The organism is Flavobacterium sp. (assembly GCF_044357305.1).
Classification (GTDB): Bacteria; Bacteroidota; Bacteroidia; order Flavobacteriales; family Flavobacteriaceae; genus Flavobacterium.
Genome location: NZ_JBIKPS010000005.1, coordinates 22,266 through 48,730 on the forward strand (window position 1 = coordinate 22,266; position 26,465 = coordinate 48,730).

Here is a 26,465-nt window from a genome sequence, read left to right on the forward strand (position 1 = left end):
ATTATTTGCATTCAAAACATCATGTTTTTTTTGAATTAGGTAAATATATAAATAAGTCTTTTACTTAAAAGGTTTGAAAACCATAAAAGTAGGAAAATAATGCAAAATAATGCAAAATAATTTAGGGTGTAGGGTGTAAGGGAAAAACGCGTAAAAGATTTTTTATTTTTCAGGATTGAAATAAAACGGATTTATTGGGAATATTGGGTGCAAACTGGGTTTTGTGGTTTATTAATTTGCAGTAGTAAGTTCTTATGTTACTCGATTTATTTTTTGAAAAAAAATAAAAAATGTTTCTGCTGAAAAGTGGTTACACCACCTTACACCCTAGAATAAAAGTAAATAGGTGCTTTTTAGTGATAAGCTATTAGTTTGTATTGTTTAGATAATTATAATAGAAAATAAAAAAAGTGGAATTTTTATGTTCCACTTTTTAGTTGTTTTTTATTCTTCGACTTCTTTGTTTTTTGCATCGACTTCTTCGTATGTAAATTCTTTAACTGCATAAACTGGTTTTCCTTGCCTCATTAATCTAATAAAATTGTGTTTTTTTAATGCTTTACCCAATTTGTTTATTGTGCCATCATTCAAGTTTAATTTTGTTCTATCGGCAATTTTAGCAGCTATTTGAGAAGCATTTAAAAATAGAGTTGCTTCTTCTTTAGGACAAGGTTCGAACCACGTTAACAATAATTCTTCTTCTGGACTATGCAACTGGTATTGTTCGTTATTGGCTGTTATGTTCTTGATTTCTTCCTGATCAAACCAAAATCTAAATCCACTTTTGAAGAGAAATAACGCTTGTGAAAAAGCCATATTGATATCTACATCGTGTTGGTATTTAATGCCTTCTAATTCAAAACAAAGAAATCTTCTGCTGCCTGTACTGTCGTTCAAAAACTGAGCTGTGTTTACACTTCCTGCAAATGATGCGCGTCTTGGCATAGTTTCGTTGTTGTGTCCGTATGCTTTTCTCATTCTGATTTGGGTTTTTGTAATGATTTCTTTGAGTGATCCAATTTCAGAACGATTTAAATTTTCTAGCTCGTCTAAATTAATTAACATACATTCAGCTAGTTGTACTAAAGTATCTTTATTATTTGGGTTTATGGTTCCGGAAAATAAATATTCTTTCAAAGGTTTGGGAACGAGTTTCTCCACCCAAGTTGTTTTACCTAATCCTTGTTTGCCACTGAATACTATTACTGTGTGATTGATTACTTTATCATCGAGCACACAACCAACCATAGCCACCAACCATTTTTTGAAACATTGTTGCCAAAGGTCTTGTTTTGTTGTGGTTATTGTGTTGGCTAATTCGGTAATGTAATCGGTCTTTTCATCATAAGAAGGTAAATTAAAAAAGTAATCTTCAAATGGGTTGAACAGCACACAAAAGTCAGAATACAATAAGTTTCGTAATGATGATAAATTGGTTTTAATTCTTCCTTTTAAACACTCCCGAAGCATTGAATTTTCTATAAAATCATTCATTACTCCCCACCCCAGCCCTCCCCGAAGGGGAGGGAGTTGCGACTTGCTTGAAGATATCGTTTTGAATTCTAATTTACCCGATACAATGTTGTGCCGAAAAACGTATTTGCTTGATAAAAACAACTCTAAACGGTCTATTTGGGTTGGTTTTGGTTTGTCTTCATCGTCATCCTCACCCCAGCCCTCTCCAAAGGAGAGGGAGCCAGAAGGTGGAATTTCCTTTTTTGTTTTTGCCACCCCGTCCTTCGGCCACCCCTTCAAGGGAGGGGAATTTTTGGCGAATTCGTGTAAGTTTCCGTAGGCGCTGTTGACTGCTTGTGTTACTTCCTTTTCATCATAGCCAAAATCATTTAAGATATAACCTAATGCCTCGTGAAGTGAAATCCCTTTTCGATTTAGGTTACAGGCTAATTGGTGTACGAATACGTTGCGACTACCATTCGCAAATTGCACTTTTTTTTCGGTGAAATTTATGCAGTGGTGATAGATGGCTTCTGAGTTGGTTCTAGGTTCTAGGTCTTGGGTTTTAGGTTCTGGTGGTCCTTCAATTAAAGACATCCCGACTGCGCCCGATGTGACAAAGGTTGTAGCGTTTTTGTTTAGATATAGATTTTCATCCCAGGAGTAAAAACACAATCGGGTTATATCCTTGCCGGATTTATCAATTTTAAGATTTAGTGCTTTTTCATAATGATACTGGATAGCTAAAAAAGTTTCTTTGTGTTGCGTTTTAGTGCTGCTTACATTTACTAAAATCTTTAATCCATTTCCTGAAGGACTAATGAAACAAGCATAAGTAAACTCGCATTGTCTTGCCAAATGATTGACTTTTGCTAATTCTTCTGGTTGTAATTTGTCGATGTCTAAAATGATGCAATTGGAATATTCAGTTAAAAACTCCATTTTTCTTCCACCAATAAATTTTCCTGAAGGTGTGAAAGCTGGAAGTGATTTCTTAGCTTTTTCGTAGGCTTCTAATTTGTTTTCAGATAATGATTTACGTAAGTAAATTATCGCGTGTTTGTATTTTCCGGTGCGGATTTCATCCAAGATTACCGGTATTGATTTATGTTCAACGACTTCGTTGAAATTCTTGAAGACTGTTATCATTTTTAAAAGTTGATTTTGTTGATTAATTTTCTTTTCTCTTTTCTTTTGTCTTGACACAAAAGAAACAAAAGGTCAAGCCTGCATTCCTCAGCTAAAAATTAATTTTAATTCGGAAATTCTCCGAACTCGCTGCGCTCAAACAGCGGATAATTTCTATCGAATTATAAATTAATTTTCTTAACGCTTCCGGAACGCTAGGGCGATTGAAAACCGTATAAAATTCTATTTACGTTTTCGATCAACACTCGCCTCCAAATCCCTAGGACAGAGAAGATCGGATTGATTAACTTTTTTGGTTTACAATCACAACTCTCACAAGTTCCGTTGCAGCTGCACATACTATCGTCCTTTGAATGATTTGTTGTAATGCTCTTGTAATAGCTTTTCAACATCGGAAAGTTTGTAGTAGATTTTACTTCCTACTTGACTGAATGAAATTTTGCCTTCGTCTCTCCAGGTTTGAGCAGTACGTTTTGAGATTTTCATTAGTAATAGAAATTCTTGATTGTCTAAAAAGGTTTCTTTCTTATTGTCACCTTTAGTGTTTAATTGGTTTTGGATTAAGTCTAATTTTGACATTAAATCGCTGAACTGGTCTTTTGTGATGATAATTGCTTCCATTTTTTTTACTATTTAAAAGTTATAGTGCAAATGGAAGAAATAAAAAAAAGTCCGATTAGTTCTATTTAGTCTTATCGGACTAAAAAGTTTGTTAGGGCTTATGAATAAAGGAAAGTAAAAAACACACTTTTGACTAAAATCTAACTTTCATATCATTATTTGGATCTTTGTCGGTGCGATTTGGTGAAAGATAGGTTTGAATTGTGGCTTGAGAAATAGGTTGTCCTTTGTCATCAATGAAGTTGTCGCTGATGAAAATAGCAATGTCTTTTATCTTATACGAAATGTAAGCGGTTCCGTTGGGTTTAACATTTACCATCATCTGTTTGAATGCATTGGTTAAAATGTTTATTGGACCGTTTATTTGAATTTTAATTTTTGGAAGAGGGTTGGATTCAGAGGTATTATTCTCAAGTTCTTTCTCTTTATCAAATTCGCTTTTCATTTTACGGATGGTTTGAAGTTTTTCGATTAGTTGCGTGCATTGTTCATCGAAATGTTGCAATTTATTATTAACTGAAATAATATCTGCTTGTTTGTATTCGAATATTTCTTCGGTTATAAAAATGATTTTTTCATTGAAATTTTGAATGTTTTCAATAGAATTTTTTACTTCTGTAAACGAAAAATGCCGGTCTTCTGCATCAGCATTTATGAAGCGTTTTGGTGTTTTGATTGCACTTTCTTTTACTCTCGAAGATTGCAGTTCGTCTCGTTTTTTATCAATGTAAAGAAACATTTTATTGTAACGACCTATGATTTTGTTTTCAAGAAACAAGTCTTCGTTAATGGTAATTAGTTTTTCTAATTTATTAATCCACTTCAATTCGTCTTTCATAAGTTCTGCTTGGAAGTCAATAAATGCAGCAAATTTTGAATGTGGCAATTCAAAAATTTTATGGACTAAAGCAATGCAATAATTCTCATTAGTTGCATTTTCATTTATTACAATATCATATAAAGGATTTTCAGATTTGGGGGTTGGCACTGAAATGAACTCAGGAAAAAGAGTTGTTTTTACTTTCATTTGTATTGAATTGAAAATTTAGGAACTTATTTTTTATTTTCTCTAATCTTTGAAATCTCTCATTGGCAATTCTTTTTTATTTATTACTAGCATCTTAAAATTTCCTTCAAATACGATTCAATTTGATTTTTTTTTGAAATTAATATCGATTTAATTTTAAATTTTCAACAAAAAAAATCCTTTTAAAAAAGGATTTTACAACAGCCTAAAGCCGTATTTTTAAAATATTGGCGTCTAATTGCTTATGTTTATAATAACGCAAATAAGCGCATATTAGTATACAGCAAATTGGGGCAATTAGTAGATGTAATTGTCTACCGCCTTGTCTAGTTCTTCGCTGATTATTTTGGCATATACCTGGGTGGTGCTAATGTCTCGGTGGTCCATAAGTTTAGAGACATGTTCTATTCGCATTCCGTTATTTAAGGCATTGGTTGCAAAACTGTGTCTTGATAAATGGAAGGAAAGGTCGAAAGGTAATTTGATTTTTTCTCCTAATTTTTTCAGATGCCAATTTGCCAATTTATTGAATTTTGCAGTTTGAAAATAACGTTTTGCTTCGCTATTCAAATAACCTTCTTTATCGACTAGAACCGGGAATATAAAATCATCGTGATTGGCATTTTCCTTTTTGTATTTTTCTAAAATATCAATCGCTACTTTTCCAATTTTGAACTGGTGTATTCTTCCGGTTTTACGAATGTGTTTGTTGATTTTATGTTCTGCTTCATTGTAATTGGAATATTGCATTTCGATAACATCACTAAAACGCAAACCTCCTGCATAGATTGAAAATAAAAATAAATCCCTCCACATGGTTGCTTTTTTGCCTTCTATGAGTATTATTTGGGATAAATCTTCAATCTGTTTTTTGTTTAGAAATAATCTTTTAGAAGAACTTATTTTGAGGGTTATTTTGCTAAAAGGAAACATTGTTTCTGGAATTACTTCTTCTTTTATGGCATCCCTGAATATGGTTCCGAGCACAATTATGGAAAGGCGTTGCGTTGTATCTCCGTTGCCTAATGTATTGCCTAAATGAAATTTATAGTCGTTTAATAATGCTACCGTAATTTCATCAAAATACACATCCTTTGTTCCCATATATTTTTCAAATTTATCAACCTGAGAGGTGTATGCTCTGTATGTGGAATATGAAACGGTGCTTTTGATTTTCTCTAATCTCTTTCTGGCATATTCAAAAAAGTTTGGCACTTCTTTTCCCTTTATGGCTTCTTTAAGTTTTTTAACAGATACGGTTTTGATTTTGCGTTCCATGTCGGCTACCTGTCCCTCGGCATCTGCAATCTTTTGAGATAATGCAGCATTCATTCGGGCACTGTTGGAATGGTTCTTTTTTACTTTCTGCTTTACTTCATCCCATTCATTCTCTTTGAGTTTTACTCCAGCAGTGATAAATTTCGTTTTTCTGTCTTTTATAATTCGGATATACAAAGGGCTGTGTCCAGTTTGATCTTTCTGATTGGTGCGAAGGATTAGTTTGATAGAAGCCATAATAATAGAGAATTTAAAATGTTATACTATATTTTTATTGCGAAGCAAAAGAGTGAAGTCGTTGATTCTATTGGGTTTTCAATCTAGTGCAACACAGTACTAAGGTACAACATTGGGTACAACAAAACAAGTATTTCGTTGCTTTTTTGTGCTTTATTCTGCTTTTACTAATTTAAAAATGTCAATGAATACGGCACTTTAAGTGCAAAACGGAGGGTTGGAAGAAAAGTTGGAGATAACTTGTATATTTGCGCTACTTTATAGTGCTATATTCATCAAATATATACATTATTTGTATAAAAAGACACCGCTTTTATTTAATTATTGCTTCTTTTTAAATTCTATTTTTACAAAAGACATAACCTATCTAGCCCTGACAGAAGTGGAAATCCTGGCATTGCGAAACTAAATAGTTGTAGGAGATTGCTTCGTTCCTCGCAAGGACAGATTGTAACGTATGGCAGGAATTACCTTTACTAAAATGCCTACTGTTTCGCTCCTAAAAAAAAAAGCAACATTCTATTTGGAATATTGCTTTTTACTTGAGGATATTTAAGTTGTTTTAAACTGAAAACCAATTGGCTACCATTTCTTTCTCTGGATTGGTGGCGTTTTTATGGATGAATTCGTTGGTTTTATTGTTGTATTGGTAGTCGATTTCCCAATCTTGATGGTGGTTTGCTAGGTCGTTAATGCTTTGGCAAACAAAGATAATTTCCTCGGTGGTGGTGGTTGGGTGGATGGACATTCGGATCCAACCTGGTTTATTTATTAAATCGCCAGAGGTAATTTGGCACACCAAATCGTTGGAGGTTTCTTGGTCTACATGGAGTAAATGATGGCCGTAGGTGCCGGCACAACTGCATCCTCCGCGGGTTTGTATTCCGAATTTGTCGTTTAGCATTTTAACGCCTAAATTAAAATGGAGGTCTTTTATATAAAATGAAATTACGCCCAATCGGTCTTGGTGTTCTTGTGCTAAAATCACCACATTTGGGTTGGTATTTAGTGCTTCAAAAACATATTCTACCAACTCGTGTTCGCGTTTTAAAATATTGGCTACGCCCATTTTTTCTTTCAACTGGATTGCCAATGCGGTTTTAATAACTTGCAGAAAACCGGGGGTTCCGCCATCTTCTCTATCTTCAATATTGTCAATGTATTTGTGCTCTCCCCAAGGGTTGGTCCAACTTACGGTACCGCCACCTGGGCAATCGGGAATGCTATTTTTGTATAGGTTTTTATTGAAAATTAATACGCCGGAAGTTCCTGGGCCACCCAGAAATTTATGTGGCGAAAAGAAAATGGCATCGAGATAACTTTCGGGGTCTTGAGGGTGCATGTTTATTGGCACGTAAGGCCCAGAACAAGCAAAATCTACAAAGCAAAGTCCGTTGTTTTGGTGCATTAATTTGGCTACTTCGTGGTAGGGCGTTTGGATTCCGGTTACGTTGGAGCACGAGGTGATGGAGGCGATCTTGAAACTTCGGTCTTGGTATTGTTCTAGTAAAATTTTTAGATTTTCTATGGAGAATAAACCGTTTTTATCGGCAGGAATTACCACTACATCTGCCGTGGTTTCTAGCCAAGAGGTTTGGTTGGAATGGTGCTCCATATGGGAAATAAAAACAATCGGTTTTAATTCTTTGGGGATGTTGGTGTACTGCTTTAGATTTTCGGGGATTTTTAATCCTAAAATACGTTGGAATTTATTGACAACGCCGGTCATTCCGGTTCCGGTGTTGATTAAAATATCGTCTTGGGTAGCGTTAACGTGTTTTTTTATGATGTGTTTTGCTTCGTGGTAGGCCATAGTCATGGCGGTTCCAGAAACGGTGGTTTCGGTATGGGTATTGGCAACAAAAGGTCCGAATTGGTTGATCATTTTTTCTTCAATTGGACGGTACAAACGACCACTGGCAGTCCAATCGGTATAGATGATTTTCTTCTTTCCAAAAGGGGATTCAAATTCTTGGTCAATTCCGATGATGTTCTTTCGGAATTGTTGGAAATACAGTTCTAATTCGGTGGTAGTTTGGGTGGTATTCATTGCTTAAAATTTGTTTTCAAATATAAGAATATTAAAGAGTATATTGAGTTGTTTTGAGAGAAAGTTCTATTAGTCTATAATTAGTAATTTAACCACATAGAAACATAAGAAATAAAGAATTGCATAGCCCAATTCTTGGGTCACATAACTCCGGAAAGGAAATTCAATTAGTTTACAACTAATAATTTAACCACACAGAAACATAAGAAAAAAGAGTTGCATAGCCCAATTGCTTCGCCTGTTTGCTATCGCTCGGGTACTTGGATTCACATGACTATGATTTTCTTAAATAAAGTGAAACGTCTTTAAAAAATTTTATAATCTATGATTCTATGTGGTTAAAAAAATAAATAATATTAGACAATTATTGTATGTTTTTAGAAGTGCACTCTTTTAGTATCCAATCCATTTCGGGGTCTTTGTTTTCTAATCGGTCGGCAAGGGTTGGGATGATTTCTTTATCGGGGTAAATTCCGTGGCCAACCACTTCAGTTTGGTTGGTAGTTCGTACATCCATTAACCCAATACGCAAAGGCAATTTGGAATTTGGAAGTGTTAAAACGGGCAACAATCCTGCTACGGTAGTGTTGAATCCGCCACCAGTTTCTTCTCCTACAACTGTAACCTTTGGATTTGATTTTAAACTGGAAGCCAACAAACACGAAGCCGAAAAACTGCCACCATTGATAAGGACATAGACTTTGCCAGAAAAATGGTTGGGTTGGAATTTTCTTTTTTTGGAACCAACTAAAGAATAAGTATATATTCCTTGTTGGTTTTTCTTGGTTCGTAAGGTGGAAAATCCCATATAAAACGGGTAAAATGCTGCTGCAAATGGGTAAGCAACCATCGGTATTTTATTAAACAAACCAAGTTTCCAGAGGCTTGTTTTGGAGGATACGATGGCGCTTTGTAGCATTACAAAATCTTTATCGGTTAGGTAAGAATACAATTCTACTGCTTCTGCAACTCGGCCACCGGGGTTGTTTCTTAAATCAACAATTAGGGTTTTGGTTTGTTTTTGCTGTAAAGTAGCAAATATCTCTTTGTAGCCTTTTCGGAAATTTCCTTTGGAGAAATCTTTTACTTTCAAAACGGCAATACTGCTGTCTTTGGCAACAAAACTTAAGTTTTTGCTGTAGGTTTTAGTAGTGGCATCGTAACCGTAAATACGTTGTTTCTTTTTGTCTGCAACAATTGGTTTTGGTTTATTTTCTGCAGAAACTGTAGTTTTTACTTTTGCCTTTTTCTCTAGAATTTGGCGGTGGATTACACAACTTATTAGCGAATCATTTTGTTTGAAAACATAGGCTAAACTATCGTTAATTCCCATTTCGTTAGTAAAATAAGTAACGAATCTTTTGGTAAATCCACGAGGAATATAGGTTGTATTATACCCATCCGACGAATAGGTATTTCGGTATTTGTTGTAAATATTTTGGGGTGGAACTTGGTTGATGCTAATGACTTCGGCACCTGCAGAAATTGCTTTTAGGTTAGATTTATTTTTGGCTACGTATAATTTGTAATTTATCCATTCCAAATCAAATTGCGATAAGGGACCTGCACCTAATTTGGTAAGTCGGGATAGTTCTTTTTTTTCTGTCTTTTTAAAAGGAGGGGATAAAACCATGTGCCCTTGTCTAACCGAAGCAATTACCGGACTTAACAAAAAGAAAAACTCTTTGCTGGTTAAAGGTTTGTCGATTGCCCTACGAACACTATCGAATTTGAAATTTAATGCTTCTTTAGAAATATAAGTATATAAACTTGGATGTAGTTTTTCTAGTTTATGCTGCACATAATCTACATCTGCAAGTAATTTTTGATTAGTTATGGTTCTGTCCAACTTTTGATTATACTCTGCTGCGGATGTACAACCCACTAAGTAAAACAATACAAAAAGTAAAAGAAGAGTAGACTTAATAACCGTTATTTTTGGTGTGATTTTCAAATGCTCTTGGTGTTATTTCTAAATTTCAAATATAGTATTTAATAGAAATTAACAATCCAACTATAAGATTATATTAACATTCTGCGGTACTATTCCGAAATATTTCTTTACATTTGATAGTAATCCTATAAAAAACACAATGCAATTACAGTTAGAAAATAAGTTTACTAGCCTATTACCAGCAGATACTAATGAAACCAATGAAACTCGCCAAGTTTTAAATGCTTGTTTTTCGTATGTTTCACCAAGAATACCGTCCAATCCTACATTAATTCATGCAACCGAGGAAGTTGCAGAACTCGTTGGAATTTCTAAAGAAGAGGTAGAGAGCGAAGATTTTGTAAATTATTTTTCTGGCAAAAAAGCAATTCCAAATTCAAGACCTTACGCTATGAATTATGCCGGACATCAATTTGGGAATTGGGCAGGTCAATTGGGAGATGGTAGAGCAATTGTATTATCGGAAATAAAATATAAAGACCAAGTTTTTACTTTACAACTTAAAGGCGCAGGTAGCACACCTTATTCCCGTAGAGCGGATGGATTGGCGGTATTACGATCCTCTATCAGAGAACATTTGTGCAGTGAGGCTATGTTTCATTTGGGCATCCCCACTACCCGATCGTTATCTTTAATTCTTACGGGCGATTCCGTTTTAAGGGATGTTATGTATAACGGAAATCCTAATTATGAAAAAGGCGCTGTGGTTTGTAGAGTGGCTCCATCGTTTATTCGATTTGGGAGTTTTGAATTGTTTTCTTCGCAAAATGACATTCCAACTTTACAACTACTTACCGATTTTACTATAAAACACTACTTTCCAGAAATTACTTCTTCGGGAAAAGAGAAATATTTAGATTTTTTTAAATCGGTTGCCAATAAAACCCGAGAAATGATAGTGCATTGGCAACGAGTGGGTTTTGTTCATGGGGTTATGAATACCGATAATATGTCTATTCTAGGATTAACAATTGATTATGGCCCTTATGGTTGGTTGGAAGATTATAATTATAATTGGACGCCAAATACCACCGATAGTGAATACAGAAGGTACCGATTTGAAAACCAACCCAATGTTGCCCAATGGAATTTATACCAGTTGGCAAATGCTTTGTATCCCTTAATTGAAGAAGCCAAACCATTGGAATTACTATTAAAAGAATTTCAACAAATGTACCATTCGGATTATATAGAAATGATGCGATCTAAATTAGGCTTAAAAAAAATAGATGCCGACGATGGTAAACTTATTGCCAAATTGGAAAAAGTCTTGCAACTTTCGGAAACCGATATGACTATCTTTTTTAGAGAATTGAGTTCTGTAAAGAAAAACACTTCTCCTGGAAGTGGTATTGCAACTATAAACGATGCTTTTTATAAACCTGAAGAAATAAAAAAAGAAATTTTAAAATCTTGGGGAAGATGGTTTGAAAAATACCTTAACCGACTGAGCATTGAAGATGTATCAGACGAAGATCGAAAAATAGCAATGGATTTAGTTAATCCAAAATATGTTTTACGAAATTATATGGCGCAATTGGCCATAGAAAGTGCTGAAAAAGAAGATTATTCTATTTTAAAAGAGTTGCATGAGCTACTAAAAAAACCTTATGATGAGCAAGACGAATATGCTAAATGGTATGCTAAAAGACCCGATTGGGCTAGAGACAAAATAGGCAGTTCGATGCTATCTTGCAGTTCTTAATTAAAAAAGGTTATTGAAAATATTTTCAATAACCTTTTTAGTATTCTGTTTAATTGTACCCAATGGCAATTTAAATCTGGATTATTTAATCCTTATATTCCAGCAATAACTTTTATTTCATTAATAATTTTTACCGCTAAGTCGTCAGCTGCTGCTTGGGTTGGAGCTTCCGTATAGATTCGAATTATTGGTTCGGTATTGGATTTTCTTAAGTGAACCCATTCGGTAGCAAAATCAATTTTTACGCCATCAATAGTGGTACTATCTTCGTTTTTGTATTTTTCGGTCATGGCAACTAAAATAGCATCCACATCAATTTGAGGCGTTAATTCTATTTTGTTTTTACTCATATAATATTGTGGATAACTTGCTCTTAATTCGGCAACAGTCATGTCTAAACTTGCTAAATGCGTTAAGAACAAAGCAACTCCTACTAAACTATCTCTACCGTAATGGGATTCTGGATAAATAATTCCACCATTACCTTCACCACCAATTATGGCATTGGTAGACTTCATCAATTCCACTACATTCACCTCTCCAACAGCACTTGCCTGGTAATTGCCATTATGTTTGTTGGTAATATCGCGCAAAGCACGAGAAGACGACATATTAGAAACCGTATTTCCTGGAGTTTTGCTCAATACATAATCAGCACAAGCCACCAACGTATATTCTTCGCCAAACATTTCACCATCGTTAGAAATGAAAGCCAAACGATCTACATCTGGATCTACCACAATTCCGAAATCGGCTTTTTCTTCCAAAACTAATTTACAAATATCTCCCAAATGTTCTTTTAAAGGTTCTGGATTGTGCGGAAATTGACCGTTAGGTTCGCAATATAATTTTACGCACTCTACTCCCATCAATTCCAACAACTTCGGTATAATAATTCCACCCGAAGAATTCACACCATCAACAACTACTTTAAATTTTCTTTTGGCAACTGCTTCTGCATCAACCAAAGGCAAATCTAAAACTTCATCAATATGAATGTCCATGTAAGCATCGTTAACGGTGATTTCTCCTAAAGAATCTACATCAACAAAATCAAAAGCTTCGGATTCGGCAATTTCCAAAATCAATTCCCCTTCTTTTCCACTAAGAAATTCGCCTTTAGCATTCAATAATTTCAAGGCATTCCATTGTTTCGGATTGTGGGATGCTGTTAATATAATTCCACCATCGGCTTGCTCCATAGGAACTGCAATTTCAACCGTTGGTGTTGTTGAAAGACCTAAATCAATTACATCAATACCCAATCCTAACAATGTGTTCATCACCAAATTATGTATCATTGGCCCAGAAATTCTAGCATCACGACCGATAACTACTTTTAGTTTTCTTCCGTCTTCCAATTTCCCGCTTCCTTCTTTTAGAAAAGTACCGTAAGCCGAAGCAAATTTCACGGCATCTACCGGAGTTAAATTATCGCCAACTTTACCGCCAATAGTACCACGAATTCCAGATATTGATTTTATTAAAGTCATTATTTTTAGTTTAGAAGGTTATGTGCTTATAGAGTTTAGTAAGCCCTGAATATTATTGGCAAATATAGTTATTCTTCTAATTTATTAAAAAGTAAATTATCTATATTTACAAAACCTTAAACTCGGAACCCGAAACTTTAAACCAATAAAATGAATTTCCTAGCCCATATTTATCTTTCTGGCGATAATGAAATGCTTAAAATTGGGAATTTCATGGCTGATAGTGTTCGTGGCAATCGGTATTTAGAATATTCCGATGACTTGCGAAGAGGAATTTTATTGCACCGGTATATTGATACTTTCACGGATGCGCATCCTATTTATAGAAAGAGCAAACACCGTTTTCACGAAAAATACGGTCATTATGCTGGGGTGATTATGGATATTGTTTACGATCATTTTTTGGCAAAAAACTGGAACTCTTATTTTGATGAAAATTTAGAAATTTATGCCGCTAATTTTTATTCCTTATTAAATGAGAATTACGACATTCTAACTCCTAAAACACAAAACCTTTTACCTTATATGATCGATCAAAATTGGTTGGTGCAATATGCTAGTTTAGAGGGTTTAGAGATAATTTTATTTCAAATGGATTACCGAACCAAACATCGAGTAAATATGCAGGAAGCCATTGTAGAAGTTAGGATTTTTTATACCGAATTAGAAACAGAATTCACATTGTTTTTTGAAGAACTACAATTACATTGCCAACAAAAATTAATAGAATTAGCATGACATTTATTACCTATTTAGAAGCGGAATTGCGGAAGAATTCCAATGCCGAATTAGCAATTCCGATGGCGAATTACATGAAAAATAAGTTTTCCTTTTTAGGAATTCAAGCCGACAACCGAAGAACTATTTTAAAAAGCAATTGGAACCAGCATAAAGAGGAAGTTCAAACTAATTTCAGAAGTATTTGTTGGGAACTTTTCAATAAAAAAGAACGAGAATTTCACCAATGCGCCATTGATATTTTAGTGAAAGAAATCAAGAAAAAATATGTTTTAGAAGATATTAATCTGATAGAAAAATTATTAGTAACCAATTCCTGGTGGGATTCTGTAGATACTATCGCCAAATTTATTTTAGGTGGCTATTTGCAACAATTCCCAAAGGAAACTGAGAAGGTTATTGAACATTTCTCTAACTCCGAAAACATGTGGCTAAATAGGTCGGCTATTCTTTTTCAATTGAGTTATAAAGAAAAAACTGACTTTAATTTGCTTAAAGCAGAATGTGAAAAACATAAAGAATCTAAGGAGTTTTTTATTCAAAAAGCCATTGGTTGGGCATTACGGGATTATAGCAGATTCAATCCAAATGGCGTAACTGCTTATGTAAATGCCGCTAATTTAAAACCTTTAAGTAAAAGAGAGGCGTTGCGAAATATAAAATAACCTATATTTGTTTTCCTAAGAAATTTTATAAAATGCCAAATCGCAAAACAGTCTCTGTTCAATTATTTTTCCGACGAATTGCTCGACGGTTGGAGGCGGTATTTTTCTTAGCCAAAACCATACTATCCGAGCGGAATTTTATTTATTTATCTAGTGTTGCCGTTGCAATATCTTGCGCTTTGGCAGTAATAATTTTAAAGAGTTTTGCGCACAACGTTTTTAAGTTTGCTAATTATGCCAATGGGTATTTGAAATTACCTTATGCCAATAGTATTTTTCCAATTATCGGAATTCTATTAACCGTTTTCGTGGTTAAGAAATTTCTAGATGGTTCTATTGAAAAAGGAAGTTCCCAAATTTTATTTGCTGTTGCTAAAAAAGGAGGTATACTTCCTAAAAAGCAAATGTATGCTCAAATTATTACAAGTTCGCTTACTGTAGGACTTGGTGGATCGGCAGGATTAGAAAGTCCAATTACCATAACAGGAGCAGCGTTTGGATCTAATTTTGCTCAAAAATACAAATTATCACAAAAAGATAGAATTTTACTTTTGGCATGTGGGGTTGCTGCCGGAATTGGCGCTGCTTTTAACGCCCCAATTGCAGGAGTACTTTTTGCTATAGAAGTAGTTCTTACCGATGTTAGCATTTCTGCGTTCATTCCAATTATAATTTCTGCAGCAACGGGTGCTTTGGTTTCAGAAATCCTTTTGAGTCAGGATGTTTTGTTGAGTTTCAAACAAGAACTTACTTTTAATTTTCACAATACGCCTTATTATATTCTTTTAGGAATTTTAGCAGGATTTGTGTCGGTATACCATGCTAGAAATTTCAGAAAAGTAGAACATTTTTTTAGCCGATTTAAAAATAATACGTATAAAAAAGCACTCTTTGGAGCCAGTATTTTAGCAGTACTAATTTTCTTTTTTCCAACCCTTTTTGGAGAAGGTTATGAAAGCATCAAAACTTTATCTACAGCACATCCGGAAGCACTCTTAAATAATACATTGCTGGAAAACTACAAAAGCAAACAATGGATTTTATTGGCTTTTGTAGGAATTATCGTTTTACTAAAATCCTTCGCAACCGGACTAACTTTGGGCTCTGGAGGTAATGGAGGAAATTTTGCTCCAGCATTATTTGTAGGATCTTATTTAGGTTTTTTTGTTGCAAAAGCAATCCACCTTTTAGGTTTATCCAATACTTTACCAATTGCCAATTTCACGATTGTAGGAATGGCGGGAATATTAAGCGGATTATTTCATGCCCCTCTAACTGCAATTTTCTTGATTGGTGAGATTACAGGTGGATATGAGTTAATGGTTCCGTTAATGATTGTTTCCTCCATTAGTTACGCAGTTTCTAAACAATTTGAATACCATTCAATGGATGTAAAATCCTTAGCAGATCGTGGCGAAGTTTTTACTAGTGATAAAGATAAAAATATCCTACAAAGTATTGACTTTTTAAAACTAGTACAAACCGATGTAAAAACTATCACCTTAGAAAAATCCTTAGAAAACCTTGTAGAGTATTTGTCAACAGGAAATCAGACCATAATTCCGGTTTTAGATGAAAAAAATAAACTCTTAGGGATTGTAGATTTTGAAGAAATTCGACCTATAATTTTTAATTCCTTTAGAATAAAATTCACATTGATTAAGGAAATACTTACACAACCTAAAGAAACCATAAATCACGATGACGGAATGGAGAGTGTCATGGAGAAGTTTGAGTCTTGTAATCAAGCACTGCTTCCTGTTATTAAAAACGGAAAATTCTTCGGGCTAATTTCTAAAGTGGAAATTCTAGAGGCTTACAGAGATAAATTAAAAGAAATGATTATTGAGTAGTTCATTTGTTTCAATAATTGCAATATCACCAAATACAAGCTGATCTGATAATTCGCTTTACCATTAATTTAAAATTTCTAGACATTAATTCCCAAATCTCCATAATAAAATTTGTAAGTTTGCAGAGTTCTATAACCTATTATGACAACAAGTATCACTGATAAAAACTATAAAAAACTAGCTATTCAAGTTTCCTTGGATGGGATGTCGTTTTGCGTTTTTGATACAATAAGTAACAACCCATTATTATTACAGAAACTGCCTTATACTAATATGCAACGCAGTACTAAGATGGAGGATTTATTGGAATCCGTTTATCTTGAAAATCCAGAATTGAAACATAACTACGATGAAATTCTTGTAATTCACAGTAATAATCTTTCCACGTTTGTGCCTATAGCACTATTTGACGAGGAGTTTTTAGGAAGTTATTTGCAATACAACACTAAAGTTTTTGAAACTGATTTCTTCACTTTTGATGCTTTAGAAAAATACGAAATTAACCATGTTTATATTCCATATGTAAACATGAATAATTTTTTTATAGACCAATATGGCACATTTGATTATAAACATGCCAATACCATTTTGGTTTCTAAATTATTAGATTTATCTAAAAACAAAGAAGAACGCAAAATGTTTGTTCATGTAAATGAAAGTCATTTTGAGATAGTGGTGGTTCAAAATCAGAAGTTACTCTTATTCAATTCATTTGAATATAAAACTCCCGAAGATTTTATTTATTATGTGCTTTTTACTGCCGAACAATTGCAATTGAATCCTGAGAATTTTAGATTGGAATTTCTTGGTGCTATTTCTGAAAGTGATGTTTTTTATCAAATAGCTTACAAATATATTCGGAACATTTCCTTATTGGATGTTTCAGAAATTAAAAATACGTTGACCGAACAAGAAAACCGGGAACACTTTATACTACTAAACTCGTGAGAATTATTTCCGGAAAATACAAAGGCAGAAGAATTACCGCTCCAAAAAACCTTCCCGTTCGACCTACAACCGATATGAGCAAGGAAGCCTTGTTTAATGTACTGAACAACCATTACCATTTTGCGGAATTGAAAGTCTTGGATTTATTTTCTGGAACTGGAAATATAAGTTACGAATTTGGTTCTCGTGGTTGTGAAAACATAACCAGTATTGATGGCGATGTTGGTTGCATAAATTTCATCAAGAAAACTGCTAAAGAATTCGACTTGAACATTACCGCAATAAAAAATGATGTTTTTAAATTTCTAGAAAAACACAAAGCCACTTACGATATTATTTTTGCTGATCCTCCTTATGGAATCGAACAAAAACAATTTGAAAAACTTATCGAATTGGTATTTGAAAAAGAACTTTTAGGTCCTAACGGAATGTTGGTTGTTGAACATTCTAAACGAACCAAACTCGACCATATGATGCACTTTTCTTTTGAAAAAAATTATGGCGGTTCTGTTTTTACTTTTTATGAATTGGAAGGTGATGATGAAGATAATGAAGACGAAGAAGATACATATTAGAATGTTGTTATAATATCATTTTCAAAAATCAAAGTCTCTGGTTTGGCACCCAAATCAATCAAATTTCTAATAATATCTTTCACTAAATTATCGGGACCACACACATAAAAGTTCTGACTAAAATCTACAATATTTTCAATTAAAAAATTTCGGTCAATACGTTTCCCAATATAACCTACAATGCCTTGCCGAGTTAAAACGTTAACAAAATCTTTTTGGAACATTCGCAACAATTCTTCCCCAACAATAATATCATCGGCGGTTTGATTGGTATAAATAAGACGATTCCCTCTTAGTTTGTTTTTTTGATATAAATCCCGAAAAATTGCAATAAAAGGAGTGATTCCGGTTCCTCCTGCAATAAAAACTCCTGGTTTATCATATTTTATAGCGCCAAAAACATCATGGAGAATTAGTTCGTCACCTGCATTTATCCGTCCTAAAATTTTGGTAACCCCACTATGATCCTCATAGATTTTAATCATGAATTCAAGAAACTTAGCATCTCTTAAACAGGTAAATGTAAAAGGACGTAATTGCTCTTTCCATTCGGGTAAGTTAATTGAAATATTTATAGCTTGCCCAGGAATGAAATCAAAACCATCTGGTTTTTCGACTACAAAACGCTTTACATTATGGGTGATATATCTGGCTTCTAAAACTTTAACTAGGATACTCATTTAAGATAATTTGAATATCAAATATAATGAAAAAAAATAATTTTTAAAAAAATGCAGACCTATAAGCCGGATTCTGTCACCAATAAATTGATGCCTTATCATTTATCTAGCCTTGCAATTACTCACAAGATCCATCTTTCTACCCTTCGACAACGGACGAGTAATCCTTAAATGTCGATATACTTGAAATTTCACCGCATAGAGTTTACCTGGTTTCACTACAGCATTACCTGTACCTGCTTTCTGTTGCACTTGTCCTAATCCAATTTCTTGAACCGACGGATGTTATCCGCTATGCTACTCTTTGGTGTCCGGACTTTCCTCTCTTCATTTATGAACAGCGATAAGGCGGTCTGCACTGCAAAGGTAAATTAATAGATATGAATAAAAGGTAAATGCTATTTATTTTAACCCTAAAGCATAGAAAAAACTACGTTTTCTGTTTTTTCTTCTTTGCAGCAGGAAATAATACGTTGTTTAATATTAATCTAAATCCTGGAGAATTTGGATGTAAATCTAAAACAGTTGGTGCGTCCCCTACTCTATGTTGGTAGTCTTCGGGATCGTGACCTCCATAAAAGGTGAAAAATCCTTTTCCTTTTTGCCCATGAATATATCGAGCTTCCCCATTTAATTCATTTTGGCCCAGAATTAATACATTCGATTTGATTAATTCTCCATCAAATGCAGTGGTTTGTCCCATAAAGCCTTTCACTAAAGAAGTGTGATTTTGGCATAACATACTCGGAATAACATCCCATTTCGCAGAGAAATCCATTAAAGAAAAATAATCTTTTTCCATTATGATATTTCGTTTTTCCGTCATATCAATATTCGAAAATTCATAATGCTCTGGTTTTCTATCTAAAATAAAATTTTTGAATGCAAATGTTTTAGTGTAATCTATTTGCGCTTGGTAGTTGGGAGAACTGTCGTCGCCATCAAACATTGGCTCGCAAATATCAACTCCTTCGGCCGAAAGTGCAATATCAAAACTATCGGTTGCCGAACACATGGCAAACATAAAGCCACCACCAATTACAAAATCACGTATTTTTTTGGCTACAGCCAATTTATCTTCGGATACTTTAGCATATCCAAGTTTGGTTGCCAGGGCTTCTGCATCTTTCTTTTGATCAATATACCAAGGTGCATTTCTATAAGCTCCATAAAATTTTCCGTATTGACCCGAGAAATCTTCATGGTGCAAATGCAACCAATCGTATAAAATCAATTGATCGGAAAGTACTTCTTCATCGTAAATTGGAGTAAACGGAATTTCGGCATAGGTTAAAACCATTGTAACGGCATCGTCCCAAGGTTGTTTTCCTTTGGGTGTATAGACTGCAATTTTGGGTGCTTTTTCTAAAACAACCGTTTCCATATTTTGTGAAGGAGAAGAAATTTCTGCTAAAATAGACTCTTCCTCGGCATCGGATAAAATTTCAAAACTAACTCCTCTAATTTGACATTCTTTACGAATTTCGGCAGCATCAGGCAATAAAAAAGAGCCTCCGCGGTAGTTTAGCAACCAACTGGCTTTGTATTTTTTATCCAAACACCAATAGGTAATTCCGTAGGCTTTTAGGTGGTTTTTTTGAGTAGTTTCATCCATTGGAAGCAAAATGAAATTTGCTTTAATAGAAAAGGAAACTAATAATATAATAAGTGTGATGGACTTTTGAAATTGCATGTATTGGATATTATTTTTCTAAAAATATTAAATGTAATTCTTTTATATTTTTAAAATCTGCATCGGAAGTTAAAAAATGGATATATGTATTAAAAAATTAGTGTCTACTAAAAAATCAATCCCTTTCATTTCTTAACATTTTTTGATAAGAAACTGGATCTAAACCTCCAGTATCAATAAAATTAAGTCCAAAAAATTTTCTTAAACCTTTTTTACCTGGGTTTTTCATTTTTTTTAGAATTTTCTCAACCTCTTCCTTAGTTGCATTCTTTTTTATAATTACTGTCATACTAATTATTTTTATCAAATTTAATCAAAAAATAGATTCAAAAAAAGATTTAACAAAATTTCAACACGTTTTACTTAAAAAGGAACATCGCTATCATCTTCGTTAGAATTGATATTACTTCCAAAAGCTTCATGAGCCGTTGGTAAACCTTTAGTTAAAAAAGGATTATCATCATGATTCATTTTAGAAGGTAAATCGTCAAACCCGCCGCCATATTCTTCTAAATTATCAAATTTACCCAGATTTCCTATAAATTTCAATCGGATATTTTCTAACGAACCATTACGGTGTTTAGCAATGATAAATTCCGCTTGACCCGCAGTTGGCGATTGCTCTTCGTCATCCCATTCTTCAATTTTGTAGTATTCTGGACGGTAAATAAAGGAAACAATATCGGCATCTTGCTCAATCGCTCCCGATTCCCGTAAGTCGGAAAGTAATGGTCGTTTACTAGATCCACGGGTTTCCACCGCACGCGATAACTGGGATAGTGCAATAACTGGAACTTCCAATTCTTTGGCTAAAGCTTTTAAGTTTCTAGAAATAGTTGAAATTTCTTGTTCTCTATTTCCGCCGCCTTTACCATTTCCACCGGCTGTCATTAATTGAAGGTAATCAACAATAATAAGCTTAATTCCGTGTTGGGATGCTAAACGTCTGGCTTTGGCACGTAAATCGAAAATAGAAAGCGAAGGCGAATCATCAATAAATAAAGGTGCTTTTTCAAGATCTTTTACCTTAACGGAAAGTTGTTCCCATTCGTGTTTTTCTAATTTTCCGGTACGAAGTTTCTCGGAAGACAAACCAGTTTCCGATGAAATTAAACGCGTAATCAACTGAACGGAAGACATTTCTAGTGAAAATAATGCTACAGGATGTCCAAAATCTATCGCGATATTTCGAGCCATGGAAAGTACAAACGCAGTTTTCCCCATCCCCGGCCTAGCCGCAATAATCACTAAATCAGATGGTTGCCAACCTGAAGTAATTTTATCTAATTTATCAAAACCAGTTGCAATTCCAGATAATCCTTCTTTATTAGCAATTTCTTCAATTCGCTTTTTTGCCTGAATTACTAAACTTTGCGCCGTTTCGGAACTTCGTTTAATATTTCCTTGTGTAACTTCGTAGAGTTTAGTTTCCGCTTTATCCAATAAATCGAAAACATCGGTAGTTTCATCGTAGGATTCTTCAATAATTTCAGAAGATATTCGAATTAAACTTCGCTGGATGTATTTTTGTAAGATAATTCTGGAGTGGAATTCAATATGTGCCGACGAAGCTATCTTTTGCGTAAGCTGAATTAAATAAAAATCACCACCAGCTAACTCTAGCTTGGCATTCTTTTTTAATTGAGATGATACTGTTAATAAGTCGATAGGTTGCGAATCGGTGAATAACTGAAAAATGGCTTCAAAAATATGTTTGTGGGCATCTTTATAAAATGCATCCGACTGTAAAATATCAATAACCTCATCTACCCCTTTTTTATCAATCATCATGGCACCCAAAACTGCCTCCTCAAGATCGAGTGCTTGTGGTGGGAGTTTTCCTTTTTCTAGATTGATAATAGTAGTTTTATCTACTCTTACGGGGTTTATATTTTTGAGATTTTCCATGTAGCGAAAGTAACCAATTCTTTATTTTAATTAAAGTTTAGTTATTACAAAATATTGTTAATAAGTATCTGTTTTTTGTTAACAAGCCAAAAAAAATCCGAAACCATAGGGCTTCGGATTTTAATGATATTGTAGGAATTTACTCCTTATATTCGCCCATTTTACTGTATTTATCCATCCTTTGCTCTAATAGCTTGGATGTTGATAAATCTTTTAACTCGTTAAAGGACTTGGTAATGTATTGTTGCACCGTTTTAAAAGTAGTATCTCTATCATAATGCGCCCCACCAAGTGGTTCTGGAATGATATCATCCACTAATTTTTGTTTTTTCATATCGGCAGAAGTCAGTTTTAGTGCTTCGGCTGCTTGTTCTTTATATTCCCAACTTTTCCAAAGGATAGAAGAGCAAGATTCCGGAGAAATAACAGAATACCAAGTATTTTCCATCATTAAAACTTTATCTCCAACGCCTATTCCTAATGCACCTCCAGATGCACCTTCACCAACAATTACACAAATAATTGGAACTTTAAGTCGACACATTTCTAGAATATTTCTAGCAATAGCTTCTCCTTGACCTCTTTCTTCTGCTTCTAAACCTGGGTAAGCCCCTGGAGTATCAATAAAAGTTAGAACTGGTATTCCAAATTTTTCGGCCATTTTCATCAAACGCAACGCTTTTCGATACCCTTCAGGATTTGCCATTCCGAAATTACGATACTGACGCGTTTTGGTATTGTATCCTTTTTGTTGACCAACAATCATAAACGATTGTCCGTCAATTTTACCTAATCCACCAATCATTGCTTTGTCGTCTTTAAAACCTCTGTCGCCAAAAAGTTCTAAAAAGGAATCGCCACAAATAGCATTAATATAATCTAAAGTATAGGGTCTATTAGGATGACGAGATAATTGTACTCGTTGCCAAGCGGTTAGATTCTTGTATATTTTACGTTTAGTTTCTTCTAATTTCTTCTCTATTTGTTTGCAGGTGTTAGTAACATCTACATCTGATTCTAAACCAATAATTTCACATTTGTCTAATTGGTCTTCTAATTCTTTTATAGGAAGCTCAAAATCTAAGTATTCCATAGTTTTGGTGCAATTTAATTAAAATTCGAGCTACAAATATAAAATTTTAAATGTTCTTTAAAAGGAATTTTATGTTATAAGTTGTAAAAATAAAGCTAACTTGCTTTATGTCTTGATTTTATAATTCCGTTTACAATTACAGTAATTAAGATAACTGCAGCACCAACATAAAATGCTGGACTCATTTGTTCTTTATCTTTAAATATTAAAACGGCTAATAAAATTCCGTAAATAGGCTCTAAATTGATGGTAAGCATCACCGTATAAGGACTTAAAAATTTCATTACTGCCGTAGATGCGATAAAAGCATAAGCGGTACAAACTGAACTTAATATCATCAAATACATAAAATCGTGAGACGTAAGTTGGAAAAACTTTGTATCAAAACCAGAAGTACCTAATATAAAAATAGAGAAGAAAAGAACGCCTCCAACCAACTCATAATAGGAAATAATTGTTGGTTCGTAGTCTTTTACAAACTTACTGTTTATCACTGCAAAAGAGGCAGAAAGAAAGGCAGAAGTCAGCGCCAGAATTATTCCTTCCATGTATTTTCCTTCAACATTGAAGATAATCGTCAATCCGAAAACGACAACTAAGCCGAATAAAATTTCATACCAAACGACCTTTTTATTAAAAAAAATGGGTTCAATTATTGAGGTAAAAAAAGCACCGGTAGACAAGCATGCTAAAGTTATTGATACATTAGAAACTTTGATGGCTCTAAAAAAAGTGAACCAATGCAGCGCTATTACTAAGCCTGCCACTAAAAATTTCAAAAGGACTTTTTTAGGAAGTTTTAAGGGAACTTTCTTTATTTTGATATAAATAAAAATAAAACCAACTGCAAATAGCATTCGAAACCAAACTAAAGGCAGGGCATCTAAAGTAATTAAGCGTCCTAAAACTGCGGTAAATCCCCAGATGAAGACTATCCAATGAAGATGTAAGTAACTTTTGGTATTATCGTTTAGCATTTCGGAGTAGAAATATAGCTAAGATACCAAAAACAATATTTGGAAACCAAACTGCAATTATTGGTGGATAGGTTGATTTTTCAGCCAATACCCCAAACACTTTATCTAAGAAAACATAAGCAAAGGCTAATAAAATTCCGATAGCAAGATTAATTCCCATTCCGCCACGACGTTTCATAGAAGAAACTGCAACCGCAATTATTGTTAAAATAAATGCCGAAATTGGAATGGAATATTTTTTATATAAAACCACCAAATAAACATTGATATTGGTAGAGCCTCTTTGGCGTTCTTTTTCGATGAATCGAAGTAATTTGTTATAAGGTAATGTCTCTGCAATATAAACTACCGGGGTTAAATCTTCTAAATCAAATTTAAAAACAGTATCTTTCTTTTGACTGGTTTCAATAATATCTCCTAAGGGACCCACTTTTCTTTTGGTATAATTATTTAAGGTATAACTGCTGTCTTTGGGGTTCCATTTTATACTATTGGCAGTTACTTTGTATTTCAATTTGTCATTTTCAAATTTTTCCATAGAAAAATTGAAACCCATTTTAGATGCTGAATTGTAATTACTTACGTAAATATATTCGTCTTTATTAATTTGACGGTAGACATCTGAATTGTCCCGCATCTCGTTTTGACCATTACCAATAAGATACATATACCTAAAGTTTTTAAATCCGTCACTTGCTTTTGGCACTAAGAAAAAACCCATTAACAAAGCAAAAATTGAAACAAAGGTTGCTCCTATAATATAAGGACGTAAAAATCTTGTAAAGGATATTCCAGAACTTAAAATGGCAATAATTTCTGTTTTATTAGCAAGTTGTGAAGTAAACCAGATAATGGATAAAAACAAGAAAATAGGAAAAAGTAGATTCGCAAAATAAATGGTGAAATCTAAATAATACTGAGCAATTGCAGAAAAAGGCACCTTATTTTCAATCATTTTATTCACTTTTTCAGAAATATCAATAGTTATTCCGATGGGAATAAACATCAATATCATCACTGTAAAAGTGCTTAAATATCGCTTTAATATGTACTTATCTAAAATTGTCAGCATTAATAAAGGTTTAGGGTTTAGGGTTTAGCGTTTAGGGTTTAGGAATTAATTAGTAACTCCAAACAATAAACTATAAACCACAAACTATTAACTGTTAAAGTCTTTGACTCATTTGTTTGACCATCATTTCTTTCCAAACTCTAAAATCTCCTGCTAAGATATGTTTTCTAGCTTCACGAACCAACCACATATAAAACCCAAGGTTATGAATGGTTGCAATTTGTTTTCCAAGATATTCATTGGCAGCAAATAAATGTCGAAGATAGGCTTTAGTATATTCAGTATCTACAAAGGTAATTCCCATTGCATCAATTGGAGAAAAATCGTCTTCCCATTTTTTATTTTTGATATTAATGGTTCCGTGGGCCGTAAATAACATTCCGTTTCGGGCGTTACGAGTTGGCATCACACAATCGAACATATCCACGCCAAGTGCAATATTTTCAAGTATATTAATTGGAGTTCCAACTCCCATTAAATATCTAGGCTTTTCTTCTGGCAAGATATCACAAACAATTTCGGTCATGGCATACATCTCCTCAGCAGGCTCCCCTACGGATAGGCCGCCAATAGCATTTCCCTGTTGACCGGAATTGGCAATATATTCTGCCGATTGCATTCGCAAATCTTTATACGTACTTCCTTGAACAATTGGGAAAAAAGTTTGGTCGTAACCATATTTAGTCGGCACTTTTTCCAAATGATTGATACAACGATCCAACCAACGGTGCGTCATTTTCATAGAACGTTGCGCATAGCGATAATCACATGGATATGGCGTACATTCGTCAAACGCCATGATGATGTCGGCACCAATAGTACGTTGAATTTCCATCACATTTTCGGGTGTAAAAAAGTGATACGAGCCGTCAATATGCGATTTAAATTTTACGCCTTCTTCTTTAATTTTTCTATTTGCCGAAAGGGAATATACTTGGTATCCTCCAGAATCGGTTAGGATATTTCGATCCCAATTCATAAACTTGTGCAATCCACCTGCTTTTTCAAGAATTTGTGTTTGCGGACGAAGGTATAAATGATAGGTATTTCCGAGAATAATATCGGGATTAATTTCTTCTTTCAACTCGCGTTGGTGCACTCCTTTTACAGAAGCAACAGTTCCAACAGGCATGAATATAGGGGTTTCAATAACGCCGTGATCGGTAGTTATTTTTCCGGCTCTGGCTTTAGAATTTGGGTCTTTTTGTAATAATTCGAATATCATATTGGCATTTTCAGTTGGCAAATATAATTTATTTAGGTTTTAGGTTTCGGGTTTTAAACTTTAATTTAA

Annotated in this window: 21 protein-coding genes and 1 other RNA gene; 6 read left to right on the top strand and 16 right to left on the bottom strand. The window is 34.0% G+C overall.

Translation table 11 applies throughout. The features are described 5' to 3' along the window. Nucleotides 1-444: 444 nt before the first annotated feature. From ACIQ2J_RS05190 to ACIQ2J_RS05215, 6 genes are all read right to left on the bottom strand, one after another. Entirely contained in the window at nucleotides 445-2,604 is a 2,160-nt protein-coding gene (locus ACIQ2J_RS05190) for a VapE domain-containing protein (RefSeq protein ID WP_396167326.1), read from the bottom strand. A gap of 339 nt (nucleotides 2,605-2,943) precedes the next feature. Continuing rightward, a complete protein-coding gene (locus tag ACIQ2J_RS05195; protein WP_396167327.1) occupies nucleotides 2,944-3,225 on the bottom strand; it encodes a helix-turn-helix domain-containing protein in 282 nt (93 codons plus the stop codon). A 133-nt stretch (nucleotides 3,226-3,358) separates the two neighbouring features. After that, nucleotides 3,359-4,252: a hypothetical protein gene (locus ACIQ2J_RS05200; RefSeq protein ID WP_396167328.1), complete on the bottom strand. Its 894-nt coding sequence runs from the start codon at nucleotides 4,250-4,252 to the stop codon at nucleotides 3,359-3,361. 297 nt (nucleotides 4,253-4,549) lie between these two features. Beyond that, nucleotides 4,550-5,767 (bottom strand): tyrosine-type recombinase/integrase, encoded by a 1,218-nt coding sequence (locus tag ACIQ2J_RS05205; RefSeq protein WP_396167329.1) that lies wholly within the window; start codon nucleotides 5,765-5,767, stop codon nucleotides 4,550-4,552. A gap of 562 nt (nucleotides 5,768-6,329) precedes the next feature. After that, nucleotides 6,330-7,817, bottom strand: coding sequence for an aminotransferase class V-fold PLP-dependent enzyme (locus tag ACIQ2J_RS05210; RefSeq protein WP_396167330.1), 1,488 nt, complete (start codon nucleotides 7,815-7,817; stop codon nucleotides 6,330-6,332). 364 nt (nucleotides 7,818-8,181) lie between these two features. Next, a complete protein-coding gene (locus ACIQ2J_RS05215) occupies nucleotides 8,182-9,771 on the bottom strand; it encodes a S41 family peptidase (RefSeq protein ID WP_396167331.1) in 1,590 nt (529 codons plus the stop codon). A 139-nt stretch (nucleotides 9,772-9,910) separates the two neighbouring features. Here ACIQ2J_RS05215 and ACIQ2J_RS05220 point away from each other — a divergent pair, with 139 nt between their 5' ends. Continuing rightward, nucleotides 9,911-11,476, top strand: coding sequence for a YdiU family protein (locus ACIQ2J_RS05220; RefSeq protein WP_396167333.1), 1,566 nt, complete (start codon nucleotides 9,911-9,913; stop codon nucleotides 11,474-11,476). A 92-nt stretch (nucleotides 11,477-11,568) separates the two neighbouring features. Here ACIQ2J_RS05220 and glmM read toward each other — a convergent pair whose 3' ends face one another. After that, the gene (glmM, locus tag ACIQ2J_RS05225; protein ID WP_396167334.1) at nucleotides 11,569-12,969 is read right to left on the bottom strand and encodes a phosphoglucosamine mutase; all 1,401 of its coding nucleotides are present in this window, start codon (nucleotides 12,967-12,969) and stop codon (nucleotides 11,569-11,571) included. Between the two features lie 150 nt (nucleotides 12,970-13,119). On the opposite strand from glmM, the gene ACIQ2J_RS05230 reads away from it, so the two are divergent. The 5 genes from ACIQ2J_RS05230 (at nucleotide 13,120) to rsmD (ending at nucleotide 17,748) form a co-directional block, all read left to right on the top strand. Beyond that, nucleotides 13,120-13,707: an ACP phosphodiesterase gene (locus tag ACIQ2J_RS05230; RefSeq protein WP_396167335.1), complete on the top strand. Its 588-nt coding sequence runs from the start codon at nucleotides 13,120-13,122 to the stop codon at nucleotides 13,705-13,707. Next, on the top strand, nucleotides 13,704-14,372 hold the full coding sequence (locus ACIQ2J_RS05235; protein WP_396167336.1) for a DNA alkylation repair protein: 669 nt from the start codon (nucleotides 13,704-13,706) through the stop codon (nucleotides 14,370-14,372). The genes ACIQ2J_RS05230 and ACIQ2J_RS05235 overlap by 4 nt, the downstream gene beginning before the upstream one ends. A 32-nt stretch (nucleotides 14,373-14,404) precedes the next feature. Continuing rightward, on the top strand, nucleotides 14,405-16,225 hold the full coding sequence (locus ACIQ2J_RS05240; RefSeq protein WP_396167337.1) for a chloride channel protein: 1,821 nt from the start codon (nucleotides 14,405-14,407) through the stop codon (nucleotides 16,223-16,225). A 141-nt stretch (nucleotides 16,226-16,366) separates the two neighbouring features. Next, entirely contained in the window at nucleotides 16,367-17,173 is an 807-nt protein-coding gene (locus tag ACIQ2J_RS05245; RefSeq protein WP_396167338.1) for a DUF3822 family protein, read from the top strand. Continuing rightward, nucleotides 17,170-17,748 carry a 16S rRNA (guanine(966)-N(2))-methyltransferase RsmD gene (gene rsmD / locus ACIQ2J_RS05250; RefSeq protein WP_396167339.1) on the top strand — a complete coding sequence of 193 codons (579 nt, stop codon included), beginning with the start codon at nucleotides 17,170-17,172 and terminating at the stop codon, nucleotides 17,746-17,748. The genes ACIQ2J_RS05245 and rsmD overlap by 4 nt, the downstream gene beginning before the upstream one ends. Here the strand turns inward: rsmD and ACIQ2J_RS05255 are convergent. The 9 genes from ACIQ2J_RS05255 to tgt form a co-directional block, all read right to left on the bottom strand. Beyond that, the gene (locus ACIQ2J_RS05255; RefSeq protein ID WP_396167341.1) at nucleotides 17,745-18,428 is read right to left on the bottom strand and encodes an FAD-binding oxidoreductase; all 684 of its coding nucleotides are present in this window, start codon (nucleotides 18,426-18,428) and stop codon (nucleotides 17,745-17,747) included. The genes rsmD and ACIQ2J_RS05255 overlap by 4 nt on opposite strands. 46 nt (nucleotides 18,429-18,474) lie before the next feature. After that, nucleotides 18,475-18,788, bottom strand: an RNA gene (rnpB, locus tag ACIQ2J_RS05260) — RNase P RNA component class A. A gap of 70 nt (nucleotides 18,789-18,858) precedes the next feature. Then, complete coding sequence (locus tag ACIQ2J_RS05265; RefSeq protein WP_396167342.1) at nucleotides 18,859-20,121, bottom strand: asparagine synthetase B; 1,263 nt, start codon at nucleotides 20,119-20,121, stop codon at nucleotides 18,859-18,861. 115 nt (nucleotides 20,122-20,236) lie between these two features. Beyond that, complete coding sequence (locus tag ACIQ2J_RS05270) at nucleotides 20,237-20,410, bottom strand: hypothetical protein (RefSeq protein ID WP_396167343.1); 174 nt, start codon at nucleotides 20,408-20,410, stop codon at nucleotides 20,237-20,239. 74 nt (nucleotides 20,411-20,484) lie between these two features. After that, nucleotides 20,485-22,029 carry a replicative DNA helicase gene (gene dnaB, locus ACIQ2J_RS05275; RefSeq protein ID WP_396167344.1) on the bottom strand — a complete coding sequence of 515 codons (1,545 nt, stop codon included), beginning with the start codon at nucleotides 22,027-22,029 and terminating at the stop codon, nucleotides 20,485-20,487. Between the two features lie 139 nt (nucleotides 22,030-22,168). Further along, nucleotides 22,169-23,122, bottom strand: coding sequence for an acetyl-CoA carboxylase carboxyltransferase subunit alpha (locus tag ACIQ2J_RS05280; RefSeq protein ID WP_396167345.1), 954 nt, complete (start codon nucleotides 23,120-23,122; stop codon nucleotides 22,169-22,171). 95 nt (nucleotides 23,123-23,217) lie between these two features. After that, nucleotides 23,218-24,099 (bottom strand): DMT family transporter, encoded by an 882-nt coding sequence (locus tag ACIQ2J_RS05285; protein ID WP_396167347.1) that lies wholly within the window; start codon nucleotides 24,097-24,099, stop codon nucleotides 23,218-23,220. Further along, nucleotides 24,086-25,171 carry an LptF/LptG family permease gene (locus ACIQ2J_RS05290; RefSeq protein WP_396167349.1) on the bottom strand — a complete coding sequence of 362 codons (1,086 nt, stop codon included), beginning with the start codon at nucleotides 25,169-25,171 and terminating at the stop codon, nucleotides 24,086-24,088. Before ACIQ2J_RS05290 ends, ACIQ2J_RS05285 begins: the two co-directional genes overlap by 14 nt. 94 nt (nucleotides 25,172-25,265) lie before the next feature. Beyond that, on the bottom strand, nucleotides 25,266-26,396 hold the full coding sequence (gene tgt, locus ACIQ2J_RS05295) for a tRNA guanosine(34) transglycosylase Tgt (protein ID WP_396167350.1): 1,131 nt from the start codon (nucleotides 26,394-26,396) through the stop codon (nucleotides 25,266-25,268). Between the last annotated feature and the right edge of the window lie 69 nt (nucleotides 26,397-26,465).